Here is a 22,580-nt window from a genome sequence, read left to right as displayed (position 1 = left end):
GGACGCAATGTGAGATGGCTGTACGCATCGGGCTGTTAACCGGGCTCTTATTTTTTTTCCTCATTCTCTTTTGCCGCACAGTGGACAATCGGCGTGCTGGCACTGCGGGGAGATGCACCGACGCGCCATTTCTGGGCGCCGCTGACCGAACAACTGAACCGCGCCCTGCCCGGCGAGCACTTTACCCTGCTGCCGCTGACACTCGATCAGATGCGCGAAGCGCTGCATAATAATAAAGTGCAGTTTGTTCTCACCAATCCGGCGCAGTTTATCCAGCTGGACAGCAATTTTCCTCTGCGCTGGCTGGTTTCCCTGCGTTCAGCTTTTGAGCCGGACAACGCCACCCGCAATGTTGTCGGCAGTGTGTTGCTGGTACGAAAAGACAGCCCGTACCACACGCCATCTGATCTGACCGGTAAAAAAGTCGGTGCTATTGCCCCTGATGCTTTTGGCGGCTATTTATTAGGCTACAAAGCATTACGGGATATTGGTCTTGATCCGCCGCGTGATTACCACCTGCAATTTTCCGGATTTCCGGCAGATGCCCTGCTCTATCTGCTGCGTGACAGTGCCGTTCAGGGCGTGATTGTGCCGGTGTGTCTGATTGAATCAATGAATAGCGAAGGTCTTATTCATCAGGATGATTTCCGCCCGCTGCTCCAACGGGAAAGTGCAGTTCCCTGCTGGAGCAGCAGTGAGTTATATCCGAACTGGTCATTTGCCGCAGGCAGTGATGTACCGGATGAACTGGCAGATGATGTCACCCGTGTGCTGATCAACAGCCACGGAGAAAATGAAATGCGCTGGGGTGCACCATCCTCCACACGCCAGGTGGAAAATCTGCTCAGAGAGGTTAATCAGCATCCGCAGCAGCGCCGGTTCTGGCAGGACATTGTCAGTTGGGGCAAAAAAAAACAGCTGGCTTATCGGCACAGTCGCACTCGCCTTTCTGCTGCTGGGTATTAATCATATCTGGATTGCGTTTCAGATCCGCCGCCGCACCCGGCAACTGGAAACCGCACATTCACAACTACAGCAGCAAGCCCAGGATCTGGAAAAAGCGCAGCAACTCAGTGTACTGGGAGAAATGGCATCCGGCTTCGCGCATGAGCTGAATCAGCCACTGTCAGCTATCCGCCATTATGCACAGGGATCGCAAATCCGCCTGCAACGCCAGGACCCGGAACATCCGTTACTTCCGGTGATGTCGCAAATTGAAAATCAGGCTGAGCGCGGCGCAAATATTATCCGTAATCTGCGCCAATGGGCAGGTAACAGTCCTGTTACACCGGAAAGCGCCCCCGTTGCACAACATGTGGCCGAAACGCTGGATCAGTTATGGGCGCTGTTAAGAGTAAATGAACATTATCCGTCTGCTGTATTGCACAATACTGTTGCGCCGGATGTACTGTTGCATCTGCCACCCACATTGCTTGACCAGCTGCTGTCAAACCTGCTGAGTAACAGTTTGCAGGCGGGTGCGGACAGCATCCGTGTCACGCATCACCGTACACCCAACGGACAGTTGCTGGTGGTTCAGGATAACGGCGGCGGTATGGATGAAAGCCGGCTGGCGCAGCCCTTCTCACCGTTCCGCTCAACCCGTTCAGCAGGTCTGGGGCTGGGATTGGTTATCTGCCAGCGGCTGATGCGCAGTCAGGGCGGTGATATTCATATGGAAAATTATAGCTCCGCCGGTGAACAGTCCGGCTTATGTGTTACCCTTATCTTTACCCGACTGACAGAGGAGCCACCATGCCCGTAATTCACCTGGTTGATGATGACATCGCCGTGACACAGGCGTGTCAGTTTTTACTGGAAAGCCTCGGCTATGATGTCAGTATCTGGAATGACAGCCGGACATTTATTGCACAGGCACCACTGCATACTTACGGTATTGTATTACTGGACATGCGGATGCCGGACCCTGATGGTTGCCGGGTTCATCAGCTACTCCGTGAGCAGCACAGTACGCTGGCGGTTATCTTTCTGACCGGACACGGCGACCTGCCGATGGCGGTCGGACAAATGAAACTGGGTGCAGTGGATTTTCTGCAAAAACCGGTGGCCACACAGCCGTTACAGGCGGCGCTGACACGCGCCGCAGCCGTCACGGAAAAAGCTGTGGCTGACAGAGCAATCCACGGACGCTTCCTGACCCTGACCCCGAAAGAGCGCCAGATTGCCGGATTTGTGGCTCAGGGGCTGATGAACCGCGAAATCGCTGATGTCGCGCATGTTGCTGTGCGGACGGTAGAAGTTCACCGCGCAAAGGTGATGGAAAAAATGGCAGCCGGCAGCCTCGCAGAACTGGTGACACAACTGAATACTATCAATGCCGGTGATAGTTGCGTGACAGAAAACTGATATTACCGGAAAATACGACGTATAATTTATTATTATATCATTTACCTGCATCTCTGTGATGCATCCGACAACGATTTCTGACTATGATTACAGCACCTGTTTTTAAGCGCACATTGTTGCATCCCCGTTACTGGCTGACCTGGATTGGTGCAGGAATATTGTATGTTCTGGTTCTGCTGCCCTATCCTGTCATTTACCGGTTGGGTACGTGGCTGGGCCGCCTGTCTATGCACTTTCTGAAAAGTCGTACCGCGATTGCGGATCGCAATCTGCAACTGTGCTTTCCTGATATGCCTGAGGCAAAACGCAAAGCCATGGTTATTGCTAATTTTGAATCTGTCGGCATGGCGCTGTTTGAAACCGCAATGGCATGGTTCTGGCCGGACTGGCGGATAAAGCGCTGGTTCCGGGTCGATGGCTTTGAGCACATCAGTAAAGTGCAGGATTCAGGCAGAGGCGTCATTGTTATCGGTATTCATTTTCTCACCCTGGAACTCGGCGCGCGGATGATCGGCATTATGAGCCCCGGGGTAGGCGTTTACCGTCCGAATGATAACCCGGTGATAGACCTGATACAGACTACCGGGCGCATGCGCTCAAATAAATCAATGATCGACCGCAAAGACGTAAAAGGAATGGTGCGCGCCCTGCGTCAGGGAGATATTCTCTGGTACGCCCCTGATCATGACTATGGTCCGCATAAGAGTGTTTTTGCCCCGTTCTTTGCTGTTGAAAAAACCGCCACAATTACCGGAACATCCGTTCTGGTCAAAGCCGGACGTGCGGAATTAGTGCCGTTCACGCCCCGCCGTTTACCGGGTGGTAAAGGTTATGAATTACTGGTTCAGCCGCCTGTGGAGGGTTTTCCGGAAAATGATGAAGTCGCCGCTGCAACTTTTGTGAATCATATTGTGGAACAAGAGATCCTGCGCGCACCTGCACAATATATGTGGTTACACCGGCGTTTTAAAACCCGGCCGGAGGGCGAACCGTCCCTTTACGATAACCGGGACAATGTACATTAATACACACACGGCTGCTTCTTTGAAACAGCCGTGTTTGTTTGAAGTATACATTAGTATATGGTCAGGCTGACTGAGTGTAGCCCCTGCAATCCGAAGGATGATAATTTTTAGGTAGCTTTTAATTATTCATCAAAATAATTATTTACTCAAAATCATTCGGATTGCAGGTAGGCGGCAAGTGAAGACCGGCGGGGAGCATACATCAGTATGTGACCCGCCGGGCTGAGCGTAGCCAACACCCCTGCAATCTGAAGGATGAAGAGTAAAGTGACCCGGCTGAACGAGCGCAGCTAACACCCCTGCAATCTGAAGGATGAAGAGTAAAGTGACCCGGCTGACTGAGCGCAGCTAACACCCCTGCAATCTGAATGATGAAGAGTAAATGAAGAGTAAAGGAGAACAATGCTCAACAAAGCCCCCAACCGTAACTGGAAACAAAACCTGTATGTCGTCTGGTTTGGTTGCTTCTTAACCGGTGCTGCATTTAGTCTGATTATGCCTTTTTTGCCGCTTTATATAGAGCAGATGGGCATTACGGACCATCGTGAGCTGAGTTTATGGACCGGGGCGGTATTCAGCATTACATTTCTCTTTTCGGCGATTGCCGCCCCTTTCTGGGGAAAATTATCTGATCGTAAAGGACGTAAACTGATGCTGCTGCGCTCCGCGCTCGGCATGGGGATTGTGATGCTGCTGATCGGCTTTGCGCAGAATATCTGGCAGTTATTATTTCTGCGTGCGCTGCTCGGGCTGCTCGGCGGTTTTATACCGAATGCGAATGCGCTGATAGCCACTCAGGTACCGGTAAAACGCAGCGGATGGGCGCTGGGAACCTTATCTACCGGCGCGGTCAGCGGTGCATTGATAGGTCCGCTGATCGGTGGTTTTCTGGCAGATAGTGTGGGTCTGCGTCCGGTCTTTTTTATCACGGCAACAGTGCTGATTATCTGCTTTTTTGTCACTTTGTTTTATGTCAGAGAAAATTTCACGCCGGTGTCGCGCAAAGACGCACTGAACACAAAACAGGTCTTTGCCACAATTAAAAATCCCCGTCTGATTATCTGCCTGTTCTTCACCACCATGTGCATTCAGATTGCTGCCGGCTCTGTCAATCCGGTGATCACGCTGTATATCCGCGAACTGGGCGGACAAAAAGAAAACCTGGCATTTATCAGCGGATTAATTGCCTCGGTTCCGGGAGTTGCCGCACTGATTACCGCGCCGCGACTCGGTAAACTCAGTGACCGGATAGGGCCGGAAAAAGTCCTGATAGCGATGCTCGGTCTTTCTGTGTTTGTCATCCTTCCCATGGCCTGGGTAACACATTACTGGCAGCTCGGCGCACTGCGTTTTCTGCTTGGTGCTGTCAACTCAGCCATGTTACCGGCGGTACAGACACTGATTATTTATCATATCACTCACCAGATTGCCGGTCGTATTTTCAGCTATAACCAGGCGCTCAGGGATGTGGGAAATGTTACGGGCCCGTTAATGGGCGCCTGGGTCGCCGCTCAGTTCGGCTTCTCCTCTGTATTTTATTTCACCGCTGCCGTTGTACTGTTTAATCTGTTTTATTCGTGGTGGTGCATAAAATCTCACAGCCAACAAAAAAATTAACCGCACGATATTACCCGTATCCCTCCTGTTTTCATCCTGTTATTTTTACGTACCAGCCATTTGTTGCCGGAATTTCATATTTACACAATCGATTATCTGTAATTGATTGATTTTAAATATTATTTCATAAAAATGAAAGCCTCATAATTCTGGCTTTTTGTCAATGGCATCCGTCACATAGTGTCAAAATAAGTATCGTGAAATGATATTTTCATCGACATTTAATCTAAAAAAATGGTTTATAAAATAGAAAACGTGCTTCAGATGAATAAAATTCACAACAAGTGTGTTAAAAATACTTTAATAAGACAGGATGTTTATTGATACGTAAATGTATCATTTTGTTAACAGGAACTGTTTATCCTTTTCATTTTTGGGTTTATCCTCCGTATAAACCCTCGGGAAATTACAGATGCAATCAAAAACTAACAATAATCGTACCTTCTTCGGGCACCCTTATCCGCTGAGCTCACTGTTCTTCACTGAAATGTGGGAACGATTCTCTTTCTACGGGATCCGTCCGTTACTGATCCTGTTCATGGCCGCCACCGTCTATGAAGGCGGGATGGATATCCCCCGTGAACAAGCCTCTGCCATCGTCGGTATTTTTGCCGGGGCAATCTACCTGACCTCATTACCGGGCGGCTGGCTGGCTGATAACTGGTTAGGTCAGCGAAAGGCGGTCTGGTACGGCTCGATCATCATCGCACTCGGGCATCTCGCTATCGCCTTGTCCGCTGTCTCATCACCTAAGCTGTTCTTTATCGGTCTGCTGTTTATCGTCATCGGTACCGGGTTGTTCAAAACCTGTGTGACGGTGATGGTCGGTACACTGTACAAAAAAGAAGATACACGCCGTGACGGTGGTTTCTCCCTGTTCTATATGGGCATTAACATGGGGTCATTCATCGCCCCGCTGGCATCCGGCTGGTTAGTTCCTAACTACGGCTGGCACTGGGGCTTTGGTATCGGTGGCCTGGGTATGTTAGTCGCGCTGCTGGTTTTCCGTTTCTATGCCGTGCCGCTGATGCGCAAGTATGACAGTGAAGTCGGTCTGGATTCCAGCTGGGATCGCCCGACGGTTGTCCGTAAAAATGTCGGTATGTGGGTGAGTCTGGCTGCGGCAATTATTGCCGTTGTTGCAGGACTGGTAGCAACAGGTGCTATCCCGTTCAACCCGTTGCTGGTTGCCACCAATATGGTCTACCTCATCTCTGCGATGGTTATTCTGTACTTCATTTACCTGTTTCTCTTTGCAGGCCTGGGGCGCAGTGAACGCATCCGCTTATTTGTCTGCTTTATTCTGTTAGTGACAGCCGCGCTGTTCTGGTCTGCTTTCGAACAGAAACCAACCTCATTTAACCTGTTTGCGAAAGACTACACTGACCGTAACATGATGGGCTTTGAGATCCCGACAGTCTGGTTCCAGTCTATTAATGCCCTGTTTATCATTCTGCTGGCGCCACTGTTCAGCTGGTTATGGCCGGCACTTGCACGCCGTAATATGAACCTGAGCAGTATCACCAAGTTTATGTTCGGGGTGCTGTTTGCTGCGGGTGGCTTTGTGGTCATGATGATGGCATCCGAGCGCGTAATTGAAACCAGCGCCGGGGTTTCCCCGCTGTGGCTGACATTCAGCATCCTGCTGCTGACCCTGGGTGAGCTGTGTTTAAGCCCGATTGGTCTGGCGACCATGACCTTATTAGCGCCGATGAAAATGCGCGGTCAGGTGATGGGATTATGGTTCTGCGCCAGTGCGCTGGGTAACCTGGCGGCGGGTATCATGGGCGGTAATGTACGCCCGGATCAGCTGTTAAACATGCCTGCGTTCTTCTCACATGTTTCTGTCGCACTGGTTATCTGTGCTGCGGTGCTGTGTGTACTGATAATCCCGGTCCGCAAAATGTTGCGAAGCGCGGATAATCAGGCTGCCTGATTAGACATAATGCTGTACAGAAAAGGGTGAGCTTCGGCTCACCCTTTTTTTATGCGCCCGAATTTCATGCATACACATGCCGGCGTATCACCGTAATGACGTCGGAAAGCACAGGTCAGGGAAGATTGAGTGCTGTATCCGCAGCGCAGCGCTATCTCCGGCAGTGTCAGTGTGGTGTGACAAATAAGGTGTCGTGCCTGCCGCAGGCGCAGTTCTGTCAGAAACATTCCCGGCGTTTTACCGGTCGCCGCCATCAGCCTGCGTTGCAGCGTACTGGCGGAAAGCGCACAGCCCGCCGCCATTTCTCTGACGGTCCACGGATGATCAGGTTGCGCACTCAGCAATTCGTTCAGTGTCCGCAGCCAGCGGTTATCCTGACCCGGAGGCTGTAACTGTACCGCCAGTTGTTCCGCCAGCAGCAGACGTGTACTGTCAGAATGCTGCTCAATCACCTGCGGATAGCGGATAAGCCAGTCCACATAGGCACGGGTGGCGTCAGGTAATTCAGACCAGAGCGAATCAGAATAATGAAGAGAGAAATTGTCAGCCGGCAGCTCAAGTACAACCTGGCGGTTATGCCCCGTACCACAAAAACCATGATGAACACCCGGCGGAATAGCCACCATCCGGCCCTGTTCAACTGCTCCGCTGTCATTACCGACCGTCAGTTCCATTGCACCAAAGCCGCCCAGCACCAGTTGCCACATATCATCATGACTGTGTTCAAGAGTTTCGTGCTGATAGGTACGCAGAGAGATAACCGGTCGTTGCATGGGCGGTGTCCGTTTAATAAGAACACCCCATTCGACCCGATTTTACAGAAAAGCACAAGCCATAACCGCGATTATATCAGGCGGTGACCATTGGGTACGGGCAGGGAGAACCCGGCAAGGACAATATCACCGTCCGCATTTGCCACCCCTGTGATTAAGACTTCTGATTTCACACCGGCCACTCTTTTAGGCGCGAAATTACAGACACACAAAACCTGGCGTCCGATCAGTTCACCGGCGTTATACAGCACAGTCACCTGCGCACTTGAGGTTTTTATACCGAATTCCCCGAAATCGAGGGTGAAAATATAGGCGGGTTTTCTGGCTTTCGGATTCAGTTCCGCACTCAGTACCGTTGCGACCCGCATTTCCACTTTTTCAAAATCTGCCCATTCTATCTCTGCTGATGTCATTGTATTTCCTGCCTGCATCCTGAATGATGTTGGGTATATATTATCCGCTGTATTATACCTGCGCGCAGCGGCAACTGCTGTTGCCGGACAGTCATTCTTTATCCGCAGACAGGCAATCAGCGGTATGCTTCAGAGCCCGGCAGTGATTCGCGGGTCAGCCCCAGCGAGAGCATCAGGCGCTCCACATCATCATCCATCTGGTTGAGATACAACACGCTGTCTATTACCACATCTTGTTTATCATTGTTCATCAGAACCACAGGAACAGCACGGTAACTGTTAATCATTTCAATGGCTTCCGATAACGGTACTTTATCCAGCACTAAAGCACCGGAGAGCCAGTCAATATCGGTATACTGGCGCTGAAAGACTTTTGCCCGCCCTTCCGGCAGGATCTCAAGGCGCTGACCCGGCCCGACCGTTTCTGTTTTTCCGCCGAAATGCGTGGTCACAACCTGATCAAGCGGACAGACAGAGACTTTATTCCCGACGATATCCACCACAAAATTTCCGGTATCAGACTCAACCGTCACCCCGTTGGCGGTTACCTGAAACGGACGCTGCTCTTCACGGCTCTCACTGACCGCAAACCGGGCGCGACCGGAGAGCAGTTTTACCGCACGACTGTCATGGTCATACGCCACCACCGCGCGGGACTCTGTATCCAGCTTCAGCTGGCTGCCGTCTTTCAGGGAATACTGTTTAATCTCTCCCCGGTGCGTGTAATGCTCTTCCACGCCTTTTTCCTGTAGCCGGGTTGCGTTGTACATTGCATATCCCCCGAGGATCACCAGAAAAACCAATAAAGTGATCAAAAAACGGCGGCGCCGTGGTCTTAAAAATAAATGTTTCAACAATTTTCTCCTTGCGGATAGTTGGCCGCTTAAAATCCGCATTTTCGGCGTCACCTGATTTGTCCGGTAACAATCAGGAGCCGTACGCCGTAGATAAGGTATTCCGATGAATAACGTACGTTACTGTCATTAGCTCACATACATAATGCATAATTCGTCTCTGACATCAGCCCGTCATAACCCTGCGATTAAAATCCGGCAGCAGGTCTTCACGATAAAAACAACATGACTGACACCTGGTCGGCCGCAATACAGTCATAAGAAATGAGATAAAAAATAGCCTGTTAATTCATGTGGTTAATAAATGAGACGGGGATTTCATCTTTTGCTGAGTATAATACACTTTCTCCCGCGCCGAGCCGCGACCTTACGTTTTGTTACACTATCTGCCATCCGGATACACTCTTTCTGTGCGTAATACTATTTTGTATCTTTTTTTTAACCCGGCGGATACCTGATGTACGAATTCATTACAAATATTGAATGAGTCCATACAATTTATCTACGTAGTCTCACTGTATAAATGACTACCAAAAATGTCATTTGCCAGTCAATTACACTTATACGCAACGTCATTCAAGATGCAGGCAGGCGGCAAGGGAAAACAGACGGGGAGCATACATTAGTATGTGACCCGGCTGGTTGAGTGCAGCCAACGAACCTGCAGTTTGAATGAATAAGGGTATAGTGGCATTATGTCAGACACTATTTAACCTTGATGTCAGTCACGAGGAATGCTCACATGCTGGATATTATCCATTACCCCCTGTTTTTGGTGTCTGTTTTTATTTTTGCCGTCACCCCGGGGCCGGATATTGCCTATGTGCTGGGACAAAGTCTGGCGAACGGGCGCAAAGCCGGGATACTTTCCGCTCTGGGGGTGATGCTCGGCAGCAGTGTACACGCCATCGCCGGTGCCATCGGGCTGGGGGCAATCATTGCCGCCTCACCGACTTTATTCACTGTGATTAAATACCTGGGGGCGGTGTATCTTGCTTTTCTCGGGGCAAAAATGATTTGGGGAACACTGAAAAAACGGGGGCAAACCGGGGAAGATGAAGAGGTTGTCATTCAGAAAGCGGCAGCAAAAACGATTCTGATCCGTGGCTTTATTACCACACTGACCAACCCGAAAGTCCTGCTGTTTTTTATTGCCTTTTTCCCGCAGTTTATTGCCGCAGACGGCGGCCATTATGCAGAGTCGTTTCTGTTGCTCGGCGCAACTTATGCGCTGCTCGGATTCTGTACTGACCTCACACTGGCGCTGATTGCCGGTACGCTGGCTGCCCGGATTTCAGGCAGCCCGAAAGCACATTACTGGATAGACAGAGTGGTCGGTACCACTTTTATTGCGCTGGGACTGCGCCTGGCATCAGTGGCACGCTGAAAACTCAGCCGGAAACAGCCGTATCAAGGTGTGCAAGATAACGGCTGATGTCTGTTTCAATCTGCGGGTTTTTAACGACATCAAAACAGGCAAATGTCGGCAGCGGTGACATCCCGGTAAACTGATTAGCCTTGTGGAACGGGAAATATACGCTGTCCACACCGCGCCCTTCAAAAAACTGCGCATCATCCTCAAAGGCTTCCTGTGGCGCATTCCAGGTCACTGATAACATATATTTTTTATCTGTTAATACACCACCTGACCCATATTTTTTACTGATGTCATGGCGGGTGCGCCCGTCATTAATGTGAAAACGGTCATCAGACTGCGTAAAGACATCATCAATATATTTTTTCACAATCCAGGGACCTTCCATCCACCAGGCGGGCATCTGATAAATAATCAGATCCGCCCACAGGTAATTCAGAACTTCCTGCTCATTGTCATATCCGTCATCAATACGGGTGACACGAACATTCATTCCTTTACTGATTAAATGCTCACGGGCGGTCATGGTCAGATGATCATTCAGTTTGCCTTCCGACCCGCCAAATACTTTTGAACCGTTGATAATAAAAATATTTTTCATAGAATTACACTCTCAGATATTCATTTTGCTGATAGTTTTATCTTAAGCGATATATCCCGTAAATCTCTTAACCTATCCTCCCTGATCTTTGCCTGATCCTCTCATTCAACCCAAAAATTTACGCGGAAGGCATAATTTGTAACCGTTTTTTATCCTGTCCGGGCGGCAGACCAAATAGCCGGCTGTATTCGCGGCTAAACTGAGATGCACTTTCATAACCAACGCGGAAAGCAGCTTCTGCGGCATCCGTTGATTCCACCAGCAGCAAACGCCGGGCTTCATTCAGCCGCAGCCATTTTTGATATTGTAACGGGCTCATGTGCGTTATCTGTCTGAAATGACGGTGAAAAGAGGATGTGCTCATCTGGACATGGTGACTCAGTGACTCCACCGAAAGCGCTTCATGGTAATGCTCTTTGAGATAACACAATGCCCGGGTGATTTTGCTGCACTGGCTGTTTTGTGACGCCATCAGTTGCAAACGCGCACCCTGATCACTTTTCAGAAGGTAATACAGAATTTCTTTATTAATGAGGGGCGCCATTACCGGAATATCGTCCGGGGCATCGAGTAATGCCAGAAGACGGCACACGGAGCTTACCAGTGCATCCGTTGCCGGCATAACCGCCTGGGGTGCGGCCACGACAGGCGTCAGTAACTGAAACCGGCTTTCCTGAATCAGTGCCGGGATATCGTTCAGATTCAGTTTAATCATTACCGCCAGAAACGGGGCATCCGGTGTGGCTTCACATACCTGCGCAATTGTCGGGATATCAACAGAGGTCAGCAACACCTCGCCTGCGCGGTAACAATAACTGTTATCCCCGATAGTGATGCGCTTCGCGCCCTGAACCGCCAGGGCAATACCCGGCTCATATAACCAGCCTTCCGGCTCTGCGGGTGCCGTCCACCGGCACAGTGACAATCCGGGAACCTCAGTATCCCATCCGTCTTCACGCTGTGCCGTATGTCTGACGAGTAATTGCGTCAGGCAGCGCAGGCGTTCTTCTGTATTCATCTCTTTCTCAGTTATTACCGCCAGAAAATATCTGACGGTAATCCTGCATGAAGTGACGCCGGAGTGAAAGAGAATTGGCAACATTATGTTCTGTTTATAAGGATTTTTACCCCGTACTGTTGTCTGCAATACGGGGGAATTCCCGGTAACCAGCTGAATCAGCGGAAAAATTCATCTCCCTGAGACATCAGAGTGGACTCTGTTGCCTCAAGCAGTGTCAGCATATTGTCCATGTGCGCTTTAATTTCACAACTTGCCGCATCCAGCAAAGTACACATATTGGTGACTTTTTCGACATAATGCAGACTCTCATGAAAACTCATGGAGAGATCTGTCAGCGATGAACGGATTTGTGATAATTCATGGCTGCCGAGATGATTATGACTGTGTGCATTCATCATATCAATACGCTGGCGGGTGCTCTGTTCACGACTTTGCAGCACCTGAACCGACTGTTTCAGTTTACACAGATTACGCTGTAAATCACCGCCGACCCCGCCAAGTGTTTTACTGCTCCATTTGGCTGATTTTCGCTGCGCTTCAACACTGCCAATCTGTCCGGCTACCCCTTTTTTATTATTAATATAGTGTTCGCTTTTACGGCTGCGGCGGATAGCTTTACCCTGATCCATCACGGCGAGCGCCGCAGAGGCAACCATTTTACTTATCCCCCCGTCAGGGATAAATCCAAGCGGCGTGGTCAGATGAGTTGCCAGATTTTTTGTCACCTGAACCCGGGCTTTATCCGCCATTTTCCGCATCACCCGGTACGTTTTACTCTCCCGCCCGTCCTGGTAAATACCGGCGGTTTCATCCAGCAAACCTTTCCCGCCGACCACATCCTGATCCAGATGCATTCGCTGTGCGCTGTCTGCGCCAACCATGACGGTAGTATGCACTTTTGCACCCACCGCCTGCGAGATATAGGTGGAATAGAGCTTTTTAACAGAGAGCGCTATTTTTGTCCGCTCTGCAGCCATCACTTTTTCATCCAGCGCACCAAGTGGTGTATCCAATGCACCTAAGCCAACTAGTGTACTAAAACCTGTCACGCCTTTCTGCGCCACCGCCATTATATTTCCTGCCATAAAATTCCCTTTTTATTGATAAAATAACACTATCCCCCGATAAGCACTGAAGGCATACCGGATATAATTGTGCCGCCGTGCGCCGTGCTGTCTCCCAGACGGGCCGCGGGTTTGTTATTCAAAAGTACCGTCATACTGCCTGTAGCGATAACATCAGGTATCCCGGTGCACACGCACATCTGCCCGAGTGTTGCTGCCGGTAATCCGCCAATCAGAATGGTGGACGGCGCGGGCAGAACCGGTCCGCCCACATGCGGGATCGGAACCGGGGGCGTTTGTCCCGGACACAAATGCATATCGCCGGTTCGCGCCGCGGGTTTCATACACTCTCCCCGCGGGCAATTTTCACTCCCAGAGAGATAAAATGCGGGTAACGCGCTGCTGCCTGCGCGCCGTCAGGCAGTACCGCCATCAGATTCACCGCTCCGCTCAGCGCTTGTGCATACAAAAACGGCGGTGCGACTAATGGCGGCTGTGCGGCATCCAGCATGCTGCCGGTACTCCAGAACACCGCCTGTGCCAGCCAGCCGGCGGCGGCCTCCTGTCCCTGTAATTGTGCGGCATCACCGGCACTGCGCCGCTGCACTTCCCCTGAGCGGGACAGCCAGGCTTTGACGGTTTCCAGTACAATCTGATCTGCCTTTGTCCATTCCGTCAGGCTCTGCGCGCAGCAATAGCCCCACCAGAGCGCCTCTTTCAGCGGCAATCCGTGAGCAAGAAAAAGCACGGCATCCGCATAACATTTCTGTTGTTGCGCGGCAGACAAAAAATCTGCCGGAACAGGGTATTTTTCTGCCAGTGCAATTGCGCCGTCTGACGGTGTGTAATTCTTCATCACCTGCATCACACTGCTGTAGGGTATTTTGCTCAGCATTGCCGCCCCTTAATTAATCGTTGTCAGTGCGCCGTTAATTTTAACAACCGCGCCGCCCTTCACTTCTGCCATCGCCGAGGCGTCTATCTGCACCAGCGCGCCGGTCAGTTGTGCTTTTGCCTGTGCACTCATGGTCAGAACGGCACTTTCCAGTGTCACTTTCCCGTCACCTTTTACAGTAATCTGCGGCGCACTGAGTGCTATCCCGCTTGCGGAAAGTTCAATTTTGCTGCTGCCGACGGCAAGGGTAAGCGTTTGTGCGGCGGTTAAAGTGATGGTTTTTGCATCAGCGGTCAGTGTGTTATCCGCCTGCATTTTCAGGTTTTTTTCTGTCTGTTGGGTGATCCCTTCCCGCGCATTCAACTGCCACTGTTTTTCACTCTGATACTGCATATTTTCTTTGCTGGCGACAGTCAGGCTTTTATCTGTTTCACAGCGGATAGCCCCTTTTATCTGCGTCAGCCAGTCATTATTTGCCGTCAGCTGTAAATCACGCTGCGCTGCCAGTGCAAGACACTCTTCATCCCGTTTATCTTCAAAGCGCAGCTGGTTCCCGGCACCGCGCGCACTATCCGGCGTAGATCGGCTGTAGATCCCGCTGGTGGCAGCGTCACTGAAAGGGCGCGGATGGTCACGATACCAGAGCGCACCCGCCACCACCGGTTTGTCCGGGTCACCATTAAGAAACTGGATAACCACCGCGTCCCCGACCCGGGGTAAAAACTGAACGCCCGCACCGGCTCCGGCACCCGGGGCAATGATCGGCAACCACGCCTGAGATAAACTGCCGTCACCACTGTTATCTTCCCAGTGAAAGCGGACTTTCACCCGCCCCTGCGCGTCATACCAGGTTTCACTGTTATCCGGCCCGACCACGGTTGCAGTCTGTAATGCATGATTGCGTGGTTTGGCAATCAGCGGTACACGGAATGGTGTGTGTGTCTGATGACAACGGAAAGTGTTGTGATACAACGGATTTCCGCCGGTTTCGCTGCTCTCGGCAGTGTGCGTTATCTCGCTGATATAATACTCGTCGTTATAATCATCAACCGGATGATCGCAAAACCGGAAACGCATCCCTGCACAAAGTGATGAAATTGCCGATCCCGCTTCATAATAGTGCGCACAAACCGCCGCCGCATCACAGGCAATCTGCGCGCTGTCCGCAGGAGTGTCATAATAGTGCACCTGCTGTGTGGTGCCTGCCACAGACAGCAATTGTGTCTCCGTGCGGCTGTGATGCTGCTCCTGAGAGTAAGTTTGCGCAGAAAAATGTTGTCCCGTTGCCTGCCAGCAGGCACGGAATTGTGTTATTCGTGCGCCATCATCTGTTTGTGCCACCCGCCAGGGAATATCCCCGCACGTCGCCAATGCTGCATGTTGCAGCGAATCGGTTATTGTCCATTGCGTGATATTGTCCGGGTTGCGAAAGCAAAACCAGCCTTGTGCCGCCATAATCCGGCGGATCATCGCGCTGTCACTTTCATCCATCTGACACATACAGGGCGTGGCTTCCCCCTCATGGCGCAAGGCAAAACGGACAAATGCAGATAATTGATGTGCGGTGAGCAACGTGGTTATCTGCGCTTTGCTGTTCTGATTCTGAAACAGCCGCCTTTGCTGCCCGTGACGGAGAAATGTGATCGGGTCTGTTGCCGTGATACGGTAAAAATAGTGTTGTTTGTCCGGGTGAAACCCCTCACATTCAAGTTGTTCTGCCAGACCGGCAAAGGTACGGATGATGTCATGATCCCGGTAGCTGACAACCACCAGCTTGCCTAACAATGCGGGTGTGAGCGGCGTCACGCTCAGCAGGCTGACCTCCAGCCGGAAACCGTCTGCTAATGATTCATGTGCATGCAGGCGGCTCGCCACACAGGGTGTGCTGTTATCAATCACAACCGTCAACGGACGGGGCTGTTCAGCATAGTTGTCCATAACATTACTCATTATTTCAGCCTGACAGAGAGGTCAGTGTGTCACGGAACCGCAGCACAATTCCCGCATCCATTATCGCGATTTTGTGGATTTTCAGCGAAATTACTGCTTGTATCACCGACGTTTAATAATGATACCGGCAACCGGTATTCACTGAATAATGCAGACAGTAACGGAAACGGTTTGCCGTTTATCCGGTAACTGAAACGAAACTCATATCCGTTATCTGATACCGACATTTCAGGCACCATTGCCGAACCGCGTGTCTGTGCTGACATCAGCCAGCGCAGCAATCCCCATTCCCCGGGCACCGAGGCCGAAAATACGGTGTTTCCCCGGCGGACATAATCCGTCGTCAGTTGTGCGGCATCCGGTGCGGGTGGCCAGTGAAAAACCTGCCGGACACGCGGCCCCTGCTGATAAAGCAGGACATCATTTCCCTGAGTGAGCCGGAACCCTGAAAGCGAGGGCGTCAGCGACACCGGGCTGATATCCACCCGCATATTCAGTGCTGATTGCCCGTCTGCATAAAAAAGCTGACGCAACTGCTCTGTTTGTGTGGTGATTCGGGCAAGCGCCGGGACCCCGGTGCCGGACGGCAGAGATTGCAGAAATGCTGCCATTACACCGTCAGAGGCTAAAAAATCATGTAAATCAGTCAGTTCAACTGACTGCGCATTATCTGACGTAAACGGATAATACGGCGCGAGACGGTCGCGCCAGAACGGATACACACGCTGCTGCCACTGACTGTCAAGCCAGCGCTCCGCCATTATCGTCTGTAGTTGTGATGATTGCTGCCGCCACTGCTCAAGCCAGGCGGATAATTCTCCGGGCACACCTGTCAGCGGCGCGGCTGCCGGTTCAGCGGTACCTGTCATCAGTTGCTGATAAAATCCGTATTGCGGATCCGGCGCGCTCAGTCCCTGCTGCCACTGTATCCGTAATGCACCGGCGGCCTGCTGCCACGCCACCAGAGCAGGTGAAGGATCGCCTGCCGGGGTGAGTAATGAATGGTATCCGGCGAATGCCTGTGTGATAGCAGCTCCGTCAGGCTCATCCGTGGTTTTGCGTTTTGTAAAAACTGACTGCCAGCGCCCCGCTTTTCTCAGCTTGCGGCTGATTTTACTCAGTCCCAGCAGTGCGGCAGTCTGCTGTCCGGCTTTTAAATCCGGCAGTGCGGTACCTTTATTATCCGCCACAAACAGGGTATTGCGGGTTATACCGCGGATCACGGCAAGAACAGGGTCACGGTAGTTCTGACCGGGAAGCTGCAACTGTGCCAGCAGAGCCTGCGGCACAGTAACTTTTTTCAGTGACAGTTCAGATAAAAATTGCTGCCAGAACTGAATGTATTCCTCCTCATATAACCGGTTAATCTGAGCGACCACCATTTCCGGTTTAATGTCTGAATTGCCAGACCATGGCTCAGAGAGTGCAGAAAAATGCGCCTGAAAACCCTCATCCTCCCATTGTGCCTGCCAGCTCTGATAACCGGCCTTTGTCATAGAAAATGGGATCTGTGCAAAGCGATTTCCGGGCTGAAACAGAGGGGACAAATCTGCGGCAAATACGGTTGTGAGTGAGACAGACTGAGGTGTCTGCTGCTGATCAAACCGGTCACGCAATGCGTGATACAGCACCTGCGCAGGATCTGCCGCCATCAGTTGCTGCATTGCGTCCGCCACAAGAGCGCTATTATATAACCGCTTCTCACTGAGGCTGAGCGGCTGAACCGGGTAATCACTCAGCAGCGCGGTGATATCATCACTGCTGCTGAGATCACTGACGGCAGCGCCGATATGATCGTCGGTAAAAAGTTGCTGATAATCACGGATAACCGACAATAACTGCGGGGAAAATTCTGCCTGTGCCGTTTTCAGACGCCGTTCCCACTGTACGGCAAGACGCGGAAACACGATGTTGCGGATCTGCTGCTGATAACGGCGGTATACCGGCAGTTCCTGCGACGGAAACCACCAGCGGGCGAGGTATTCCCGGCGAAGATCAGCCATCAGCGGTTGCAGACTGTGCAGGCGGTGAACCCGGTCACTGTCCTGCTGCGCCATCAGACCGGCGAGAAGATCCCGGCGAAGTATTGTTGTATCACGCTGATCCTGCCACTGAGTCCACTGCATAAAACCCGCCGCCGCCAGCCCGGACAGACAAAGACTGACCACCAGGCTGTACGCCAGCAGATAACGCCGCTCCTGTCCGGTGCGGATAACCTCATCCCTGCCGTGAATAACCCGCTCAAACAGTGGCGTGGCAATCTGCTGGTGTGAAGACTCCCCCGCACACAGCATTGCCGACGACAAAACCAGCCGGGTTCCTGCCGGGCGATGATGGCGCAGCGCGCCTGCATAGTGCTCCCACACAGACAGATGTTCCTGTAGTTGTGCGGGAAAATTCAGGATCACGGCATTTTCCTGTGTCTGACCCACCACCAGTTCTGCGGTCTGTTTCTGCTGTAATTCACTGATAAGATCAGCAACAAATTGCGCAAACGGGGCATCCGGCAGCACCTGTCGTTCACGGCAAAAATCTGTGCTGTGACAAAATTGTGCCTGTAGCGGGTCGGCAAACCGGCGGCGCAGCGCCGGTACACTGCTTAATCCGCAGATGGCAAGATGCAGCGGCGGGCGGCACTGTAAGTGTGTGGCAAAGGTCATTAACGCCCGGTGATGCGCCAGCCCCTGCTGCTGCGCCTGCTCGGCACTGAGTGCGGCAACAGACATTGCGTCATGCAATACAATAAACCCGTTCAGTGGCTGACGCGGACGCAGGCGCAGTAACTGCCGGGCGCTTTCCTGCCCGCCGTCACCGGCAAGCCGGGTAAATGTGCTGACCCAGATCACGGTTTTTCCCGCCTGCCAGCAAAGCAATTCGTCGTTATCCGCCACCAGCGTAAAACCATGCTGCTTCAGGCACGCCTGCGCCCGGTGTAAATCCTCACACACCAGCCAGTAAGCCCGCACCCGGTAGGGATCACGGCGCGGAGCGCCTCCACTGCGGCGTAACTGCCGGATAAGCCTGCGCCAATGCATTTTGTATTCACGACGCTGTTGCAGACGTTGCAATTTTTTTCTCGTCTGTTGCACTGCGAAATGCCGTTTTTATCAGGATGTAAACCGCAAAACTCACACTCAGAAGCGTAACCAACACCGGCAACAATATGCTGCCGCCCTGTGTTGCGCGGTAATACCAGGCCGTTATATTCAACCCGCCCAGTATCAGTATCACGGTGATAAAACCTGCCACAGCCCGGATTTTCATCAGTCTCTTCCTTATCAGAGCAGTGTGGTCAGCGCAGCACTGAATTGCTGCAATGTATGCTGGTAATACACATCTGCGGCTATCCGCAGGGCAATACAGACCAGCAGCGCGCCGGATATAATCAGCGTGAGCGGAAACAGACGCACAGGTCTGTTCCCGCGCACCTGTACGGTTTTCCGCACCTTTCCCGGTACCTTGTTTTCCGTCACCAGACAATGGCGCAGCCGGACATAGCAGGCGGCCAGCGCATCCGGCTGTGCACGGTATTTACCTTTGAAACCAAGGGATAACACATAGAACTGAAGCTCAAGAAAATCATGAAGCGGGCCGGGGTTATGTACGGCAAGTTGCAGATAACGGAAAAACACCTCCCCGCCCCGGCGATTCTGAAATACCGTGCCGGTCAGTGTGTGTTCATGCCAGGCGGATGTCGCACCCCACGGCGTGACCAGTACGGCTTCATCCAGCGCGGCGCACCAGACAAACGCACTTTTTCCGGTTAATGAGGGATGTACCTGATGCGCTGCGCAAATCCGGTAAAACCGGCTCAGTGCCTGTAACATCTGCCGGCGGAAAAACGTAATATCCGCAGGAATGTGTCCCTGCGCCAGCATGATCACTGCCTGAAATAACGGCTCCCCGGCGGTTAACAGAATATTGTGTCCGGCAGGCGGCTGTTCACCACTTTTCACGGCAGTGTCTGCCGGTATTGCGGAAAATGTGTCCATCAGGGTTACCTCCCGGTAATCAGATAAGCATTCAGTGTGAAATTACGCAGCTGACCATCAATATGCAGTGCCAGCACGGTGTCCTGCTGTACCAGCCGCGCCCACAAGGGGCTGCGTTTGTCAGGCTCAAAGCAGACTGCCTGCGGTCGTCTGCGGATCCCGTCCGGCGGCACCGCCAGCGCAAGCAGAGGTATCCCGGTCAGCCCGTTATTCACACAGGCCGCTATCTGGCTGTTTCCCGCCAGTTTTAACAAGCGGGCGATCAGTGCGGTATCTGCCTGCGTGCGGGTATCATCTTCATATTCAAGAATGATGCGGCAATGGTCTGACAGCGCATCTGCGGGAAGCGAAACACGTAATAACCGGCGGGATGCCAGCAACTGCGTATCCCATGTCAGTGTCTGCACCTGTGTGCCGTCCTGCGGGGATAGCTGTTGTTTCAGTGCCTCAAGGCAGGGTGAAAAGAGTCTGAAATGGTCATCGTTACGCCACGGTTGCGCCTGCGCAGGCCAGGTAAAGACCAGCGCGCACAACACCGACTGTAACTGAAGACAAAAACGGTAGAATTCGCGGGGCGTCATACTGTCGCCCTGTGTTCCCGCCGGGAGTTGCGAATACAGCGGCATCAGTTGGCGGAATGCCGTTTCCCGGGTGCCGTCTGTCTGGTATCCGGCCTGTTTGCGCAGATGTGCCAGGGTATCATGCAGGCGTTGCAGCTTTTGCTGTAACAACGTGCGTACATCGTCCATCTGACGGCATAACCAGGGGTTATCCTGCACAAACAGAGTGACCGCACAGAAATCAGGTTCCGGTGATACGCGGGCGCTGCCGTCAGTGCAATGCAGACGTGCAACCGCCAGAGCCGTTTCATCATCACGCCGCTGTGAATCACTTTTCAGTTGCAGATTAAGTGCCGCAACACTCATCATCACCGGCGGCTGTGTTTGCGGAGTGCAGCAATCCGTTACACTGAGAGGACAGGCAACAAAGCGGTCTGCCGCAGATGTCAGCGGCAATGTCAGCCAGAAAGTAATATCACCGTTCAGCCCGCAGAGATCGGCTGTCAGCGGCGAATTCAGCACAAACGGTGTACCGTCAGGCATCACACCCCGCGCCTGCAACAGCGTCAGTTTACCTGCGCTCAGCAACGACTCATCCGTTTCCAGCCGGGAAAAACCGTGTGCCCCGCCGCTTATCAGCATCAGACTGTCGCGCTGACAGCGGCTGTGCCAGCGGCTCTCCTGCTGAAAATGAGCGGGCTGTAAAAACAGCCCTTCCTGCCACCAGACGCCTGCATCATCATTCATCAGCATCCGCTCCGGCAGTCATACTCATCGTCAGTCCGTCCAGATGCAGCGACATCAGCATGACCGGCAGAGGCAGCACCGCTGCCACTATTTTGTTTTTTGCCTCACCGGCTCTTGCAAAGCCCGCCAGTACACCAATGTGAGTGGTTCCCGCCTGCAACGGCAGCAGCAGATTTTCGTCACTGCCGGGATAAACAGGCCCGGTGGTGCGTTTTGCCAGCAACTGCTCTTTCAGCAGTGACTGATCATGCTGCCAGAGCGCCATAAAGGGTTCTCGGTTAAAAATTTCATCACTGTTAAGCTGATAAATCCGCAGAACGATTGGTGCAGGCCGGTTATCCGCATTCGGATTAATATTCTCCTGTGCGCGGACAGCCACCCGCAGCACCCCACTTTCCGGTAATGTCAGACTCCGGCAGGCAGTCAGTCCTGTCAGTACAGAGAAAAACAGGATAACGCTGATTATCCGCCTCATACTGACTCAATAATCTGTGTGTAAAATTCACTGCGAAAATAATCAATAAGCTTATTTTGCAATTGATTATCAGCTGTCTGCCGGCTGAAAAATTGCTGGTAGGCCTGCCAGTAATCGATTTTTTTCGCCAGTTTCTGATCACGGCACAGCGCGGTCATGTGCAGAGGAGAAATATCGCGGATCACTTTATCTGCGGCATAGCTCAGTGCCCGGCTGATTTCCGGCAACAGTATCCGGACAAGCGCCAGTTTTTCACGACTGAGCTGCTCCGGTGAAAGTGTCTCTGTATCCGGCAGCTCAACGGGCGCGTCATCAGGAAAAAACGCCGGTGCCGGTTCACTGACAAGAGAAACAGGTATCACATCGGGTTCCGGCTCAGGCTCTGGTTCAGGTGCCGGACGGGAATAGGGTCTGGCGACGGCGGAAAAGCGGTAGCGGATCTCGTGAGGCTCCGGCTTTTTAGGCGGTTCAGTACTGAGAAACGGATCGTCTGCAAAATGTGCCGCGTTATCTTCCGGGGAGAATAATCCACATAGAGCGGCTTCATCATCGGCATTCTCCGCCGGTAAGGCCTGTGGCGTGTTCAGCGGCATAAAACAGGACACCAGCAGCCGGAATGAGCCGACTGCCAGCATATCCCCGTCCTGTAGCGCATAATGCAGCCCGCAGCCCAGCGCCTGCGGATTATTATTAATAAAAATGCCGTCACGGCTGTTGTCTGTCAGCACATAGCCCGTTTCCGTACAACGCAGCGTGGCATGAATATCATCAATATGCGCATGCGGATCATTCAGAACAATATCGGCTTGCGCATCCCGGCCGATGGTGCCGTCTTTACCATCAAAATAGTATTGTGACGGACGGTTTCCCTGATCATCCGGTGAGCTGATTATCCGAATCGTTAATGACATGGCT

The 22,580-nt window shown here is 52.2% G+C and carries 22 protein-coding genes; 7 read left to right on the top strand and 15 right to left on the bottom strand.

Translation table 11 applies throughout. The features are described 5' to 3' along the window. Positions 1-93: 93 nt before the first annotated feature. The 6 genes from AYY16_RS20740 (at position 94) to AYY16_RS02110 (ending at position 6,945) form a co-directional block, all read left to right on the top strand. Positions 94-966, top strand: a complete 873-nt coding sequence (locus tag AYY16_RS20740) for a PhnD/SsuA/transferrin family substrate-binding protein (RefSeq protein ID WP_235846186.1) — start codon at positions 94-96, stop codon at positions 964-966. Continuing rightward, a complete protein-coding gene (locus tag AYY16_RS20735; protein ID WP_235846185.1) occupies positions 893-1,765 on the top strand; it encodes an ATP-binding protein in 873 nt (290 codons plus the stop codon). The genes AYY16_RS20740 and AYY16_RS20735 overlap by 74 nt, the downstream gene beginning before the upstream one ends. Beyond that, positions 1,756-2,367 carry a tetrathionate respiration response regulator TtrR gene (ttrR, locus tag AYY16_RS02125; protein ID WP_067361408.1) on the top strand — a complete coding sequence of 204 codons (612 nt, stop codon included), beginning with the start codon at positions 1,756-1,758 and terminating at the stop codon, positions 2,365-2,367. Before AYY16_RS20735 ends, ttrR begins: the two co-directional genes overlap by 10 nt. An 83-nt stretch (positions 2,368-2,450) precedes the next feature. Next, a complete protein-coding gene (locus AYY16_RS02120; RefSeq protein ID WP_067361406.1) occupies positions 2,451-3,392 on the top strand; it encodes a Kdo(2)-lipid IV(A) acyltransferase in 942 nt (313 codons plus the stop codon). A 402-nt stretch (positions 3,393-3,794) separates the two neighbouring features. Beyond that, positions 3,795-5,009 carry a multidrug efflux MFS transporter MdtG gene (gene mdtG / locus AYY16_RS02115; protein WP_067361404.1) on the top strand — a complete coding sequence of 405 codons (1,215 nt, stop codon included), beginning with the start codon at positions 3,795-3,797 and terminating at the stop codon, positions 5,007-5,009. Between the two features lie 412 nt (positions 5,010-5,421). Next, the gene (locus tag AYY16_RS02110; protein WP_067361402.1) at positions 5,422-6,945 is read left to right on the top strand and encodes a peptide MFS transporter; all 1,524 of its coding nucleotides are present in this window, start codon (positions 5,422-5,424) and stop codon (positions 6,943-6,945) included. A gap of 38 nt (positions 6,946-6,983) precedes the next feature. Here the strand turns inward: AYY16_RS02110 and AYY16_RS02105 are convergent, their stop codons facing one another. The 3 genes from AYY16_RS02105 to AYY16_RS02095 all read right to left on the bottom strand — a co-directional run bounded on the left by AYY16_RS02105 (position 6,984) and on the right by AYY16_RS02095 (position 8,985). Then, the gene (locus AYY16_RS02105) at positions 6,984-7,718 is read right to left on the bottom strand and encodes an AraC family transcriptional regulator (protein ID WP_067361400.1); all 735 of its coding nucleotides are present in this window, start codon (positions 7,716-7,718) and stop codon (positions 6,984-6,986) included. A gap of 71 nt (positions 7,719-7,789) precedes the next feature. Continuing rightward, a complete protein-coding gene (locus tag AYY16_RS02100; RefSeq protein ID WP_067361389.1) occupies positions 7,790-8,131 on the bottom strand; it encodes a tRNA-binding protein in 342 nt (113 codons plus the stop codon). A gap of 116 nt (positions 8,132-8,247) precedes the next feature. Further along, a complete protein-coding gene (locus AYY16_RS02095) occupies positions 8,248-8,985 on the bottom strand; it encodes a FecR domain-containing protein (protein WP_223861161.1) in 738 nt (245 codons plus the stop codon). Positions 8,986-9,727: 742 nt separating this feature from the next. On the opposite strand from AYY16_RS02095, the gene AYY16_RS02090 reads away from it, so the two are divergent. Continuing rightward, positions 9,728-10,372 carry a LysE family translocator gene (locus AYY16_RS02090; protein ID WP_067361386.1) on the top strand — a complete coding sequence of 215 codons (645 nt, stop codon included), beginning with the start codon at positions 9,728-9,730 and terminating at the stop codon, positions 10,370-10,372. Between the two features lie 4 nt (positions 10,373-10,376). Here AYY16_RS02090 and AYY16_RS02085 read toward each other — a convergent pair whose 3' ends face one another. The 12 genes from AYY16_RS02085 to AYY16_RS02030 all read right to left on the bottom strand — a co-directional run bounded on the left by AYY16_RS02085 (position 10,377) and on the right by AYY16_RS02030 (position 22,576). Then, a complete protein-coding gene (locus tag AYY16_RS02085) occupies positions 10,377-10,961 on the bottom strand; it encodes an NAD(P)H-dependent oxidoreductase (RefSeq protein ID WP_067361384.1) in 585 nt (194 codons plus the stop codon). A 118-nt stretch (positions 10,962-11,079) separates the two neighbouring features. Then, positions 11,080-11,979 carry an AraC family transcriptional regulator gene (locus AYY16_RS02080; protein ID WP_067361378.1) on the bottom strand — a complete coding sequence of 300 codons (900 nt, stop codon included), beginning with the start codon at positions 11,977-11,979 and terminating at the stop codon, positions 11,080-11,082. A gap of 158 nt (positions 11,980-12,137) precedes the next feature. After that, positions 12,138-13,067 carry a hypothetical protein gene (locus AYY16_RS02075; protein ID WP_150384744.1) on the bottom strand — a complete coding sequence of 310 codons (930 nt, stop codon included), beginning with the start codon at positions 13,065-13,067 and terminating at the stop codon, positions 12,138-12,140. A gap of 29 nt (positions 13,068-13,096) precedes the next feature. Then, positions 13,097-13,390 (bottom strand): PAAR domain-containing protein, encoded by a 294-nt coding sequence (locus AYY16_RS02070; RefSeq protein ID WP_067361372.1) that lies wholly within the window; start codon positions 13,388-13,390, stop codon positions 13,097-13,099. Beyond that, on the bottom strand, positions 13,387-13,941 hold the full coding sequence (locus AYY16_RS02065) for a DUF6931 family protein (RefSeq protein ID WP_067361369.1): 555 nt from the start codon (positions 13,939-13,941) through the stop codon (positions 13,387-13,389). The genes AYY16_RS02070 and AYY16_RS02065 overlap by 4 nt, the downstream gene beginning before the upstream one ends. A gap of 9 nt (positions 13,942-13,950) precedes the next feature. Next, a complete protein-coding gene (locus AYY16_RS02060) occupies positions 13,951-15,891 on the bottom strand; it encodes a type VI secretion system Vgr family protein (protein ID WP_067361367.1) in 1,941 nt (646 codons plus the stop codon). Between the two features lie 29 nt (positions 15,892-15,920). Further along, the gene (locus tag AYY16_RS02055; RefSeq protein WP_156664942.1) at positions 15,921-18,980 is read right to left on the bottom strand and encodes an ImcF-related family protein; all 3,060 of its coding nucleotides are present in this window, start codon (positions 18,978-18,980) and stop codon (positions 15,921-15,923) included. After that, a complete protein-coding gene (locus AYY16_RS02050) occupies positions 18,934-19,155 on the bottom strand; it encodes a hypothetical protein (protein ID WP_067361362.1) in 222 nt (73 codons plus the stop codon). The genes AYY16_RS02055 and AYY16_RS02050 overlap by 47 nt, the downstream gene beginning before the upstream one ends. 14 nt (positions 19,156-19,169) lie before the next feature. Next, the gene (icmH, locus tag AYY16_RS02045) at positions 19,170-19,883 is read right to left on the bottom strand and encodes a type IVB secretion system protein IcmH/DotU (protein WP_067361359.1); all 714 of its coding nucleotides are present in this window, start codon (positions 19,881-19,883) and stop codon (positions 19,170-19,172) included. Between the two features lie 5 nt (positions 19,884-19,888). Beyond that, complete coding sequence (gene tssK, locus AYY16_RS02040; protein WP_162271033.1) at positions 19,889-21,190, bottom strand: type VI secretion system baseplate subunit TssK; 1,302 nt, start codon at positions 21,188-21,190, stop codon at positions 19,889-19,891. Next, positions 21,183-21,665 (bottom strand): type VI secretion system lipoprotein TssJ, encoded by a 483-nt coding sequence (gene tssJ / locus AYY16_RS02035; RefSeq protein WP_067361355.1) that lies wholly within the window; start codon positions 21,663-21,665, stop codon positions 21,183-21,185. Before tssJ ends, tssK begins: the two co-directional genes overlap by 8 nt. Beyond that, positions 21,662-22,576: an FHA domain-containing protein gene (locus AYY16_RS02030; protein ID WP_067361352.1), complete on the bottom strand. Its 915-nt coding sequence runs from the start codon at positions 22,574-22,576 to the stop codon at positions 21,662-21,664. The genes tssJ and AYY16_RS02030 overlap by 4 nt, the downstream gene beginning before the upstream one ends. Between the last annotated feature and the right edge of the window lie 4 nt (positions 22,577-22,580).

It is taken from the genome of Morganella psychrotolerans (genome assembly GCF_001676155.1).
Classification (GTDB): Bacteria; Pseudomonadota; Gammaproteobacteria; order Enterobacterales; family Enterobacteriaceae; genus Morganella; species Morganella psychrotolerans.
This window is presented reverse-complemented; position numbering and strand designations above follow the sequence as displayed.

Excerpts from the sequence above, each read along its gene's own strand:
- AYY16_RS02060 (WP_067361367.1), bottom strand. The coding sequence starts at position 15,891 with ATGAGTAATGTTATGGACAACTATGCTGAACAGCCCCGTCCGTTGACG.
- AYY16_RS02090 (WP_067361386.1), top strand. The coding sequence starts at position 9,728 with ATGCTGGATATTATCCATTACCCCCTGTTTTTGGTGTCTGTTTTTATT.
- AYY16_RS02085 (WP_067361384.1), bottom strand. The coding sequence starts at position 10,961 with ATGAAAAATATTTTTATTATCAACGGTTCAAAAGTATTTGGCGGGTCG.
- ttrR (WP_067361408.1), top strand. The coding sequence starts at position 1,756 with ATGCCCGTAATTCACCTGGTTGATGATGACATCGCCGTGACACAGGCG.
- AYY16_RS02070 (WP_067361372.1), bottom strand. The coding sequence starts at position 13,390 with ATGAAACCCGCGGCGCGAACCGGCGATATGCATTTGTGTCCGGGACAA.
- AYY16_RS02030 (WP_067361352.1), bottom strand. The coding sequence starts at position 22,576 with ATGTCATTAACGATTCGGATAATCAGCTCACCGGATGATCAGGGAAAC.
- AYY16_RS02050 (WP_067361362.1), bottom strand. The coding sequence starts at position 19,155 with ATGAAAATCCGGGCTGTGGCAGGTTTTATCACCGTGATACTGATACTG.
- AYY16_RS02105 (WP_067361400.1), bottom strand. The coding sequence starts at position 7,718 with ATGCAACGACCGGTTATCTCTCTGCGTACCTATCAGCACGAAACTCTT.
- AYY16_RS02065 (WP_067361369.1), bottom strand. The coding sequence starts at position 13,941 with ATGCTGAGCAAAATACCCTACAGCAGTGTGATGCAGGTGATGAAGAAT.
- AYY16_RS02075 (WP_150384744.1), bottom strand. The coding sequence starts at position 13,067 with ATGGCAGGAAATATAATGGCGGTGGCGCAGAAAGGCGTGACAGGTTTT.
- AYY16_RS02120 (WP_067361406.1), top strand. The coding sequence starts at position 2,451 with ATGATTACAGCACCTGTTTTTAAGCGCACATTGTTGCATCCCCGTTAC.
- AYY16_RS02110 (WP_067361402.1), top strand. The coding sequence starts at position 5,422 with ATGCAATCAAAAACTAACAATAATCGTACCTTCTTCGGGCACCCTTAT.
- AYY16_RS02100 (WP_067361389.1), bottom strand. The coding sequence starts at position 8,131 with ATGACATCAGCAGAGATAGAATGGGCAGATTTTGAAAAAGTGGAAATG.
- icmH (WP_067361359.1), bottom strand. The coding sequence starts at position 19,883 with ATGGACACATTTTCCGCAATACCGGCAGACACTGCCGTGAAAAGTGGT.
- mdtG (WP_067361404.1), top strand. The coding sequence starts at position 3,795 with ATGCTCAACAAAGCCCCCAACCGTAACTGGAAACAAAACCTGTATGTC.
- tssJ (WP_067361355.1), bottom strand. The coding sequence starts at position 21,665 with ATGAGGCGGATAATCAGCGTTATCCTGTTTTTCTCTGTACTGACAGGA.
- tssK (WP_162271033.1), bottom strand. The coding sequence starts at position 21,190 with ATGAATGATGATGCAGGCGTCTGGTGGCAGGAAGGGCTGTTTTTACAG.
- AYY16_RS02080 (WP_067361378.1), bottom strand. The coding sequence starts at position 11,979 with ATGAATACAGAAGAACGCCTGCGCTGCCTGACGCAATTACTCGTCAGA.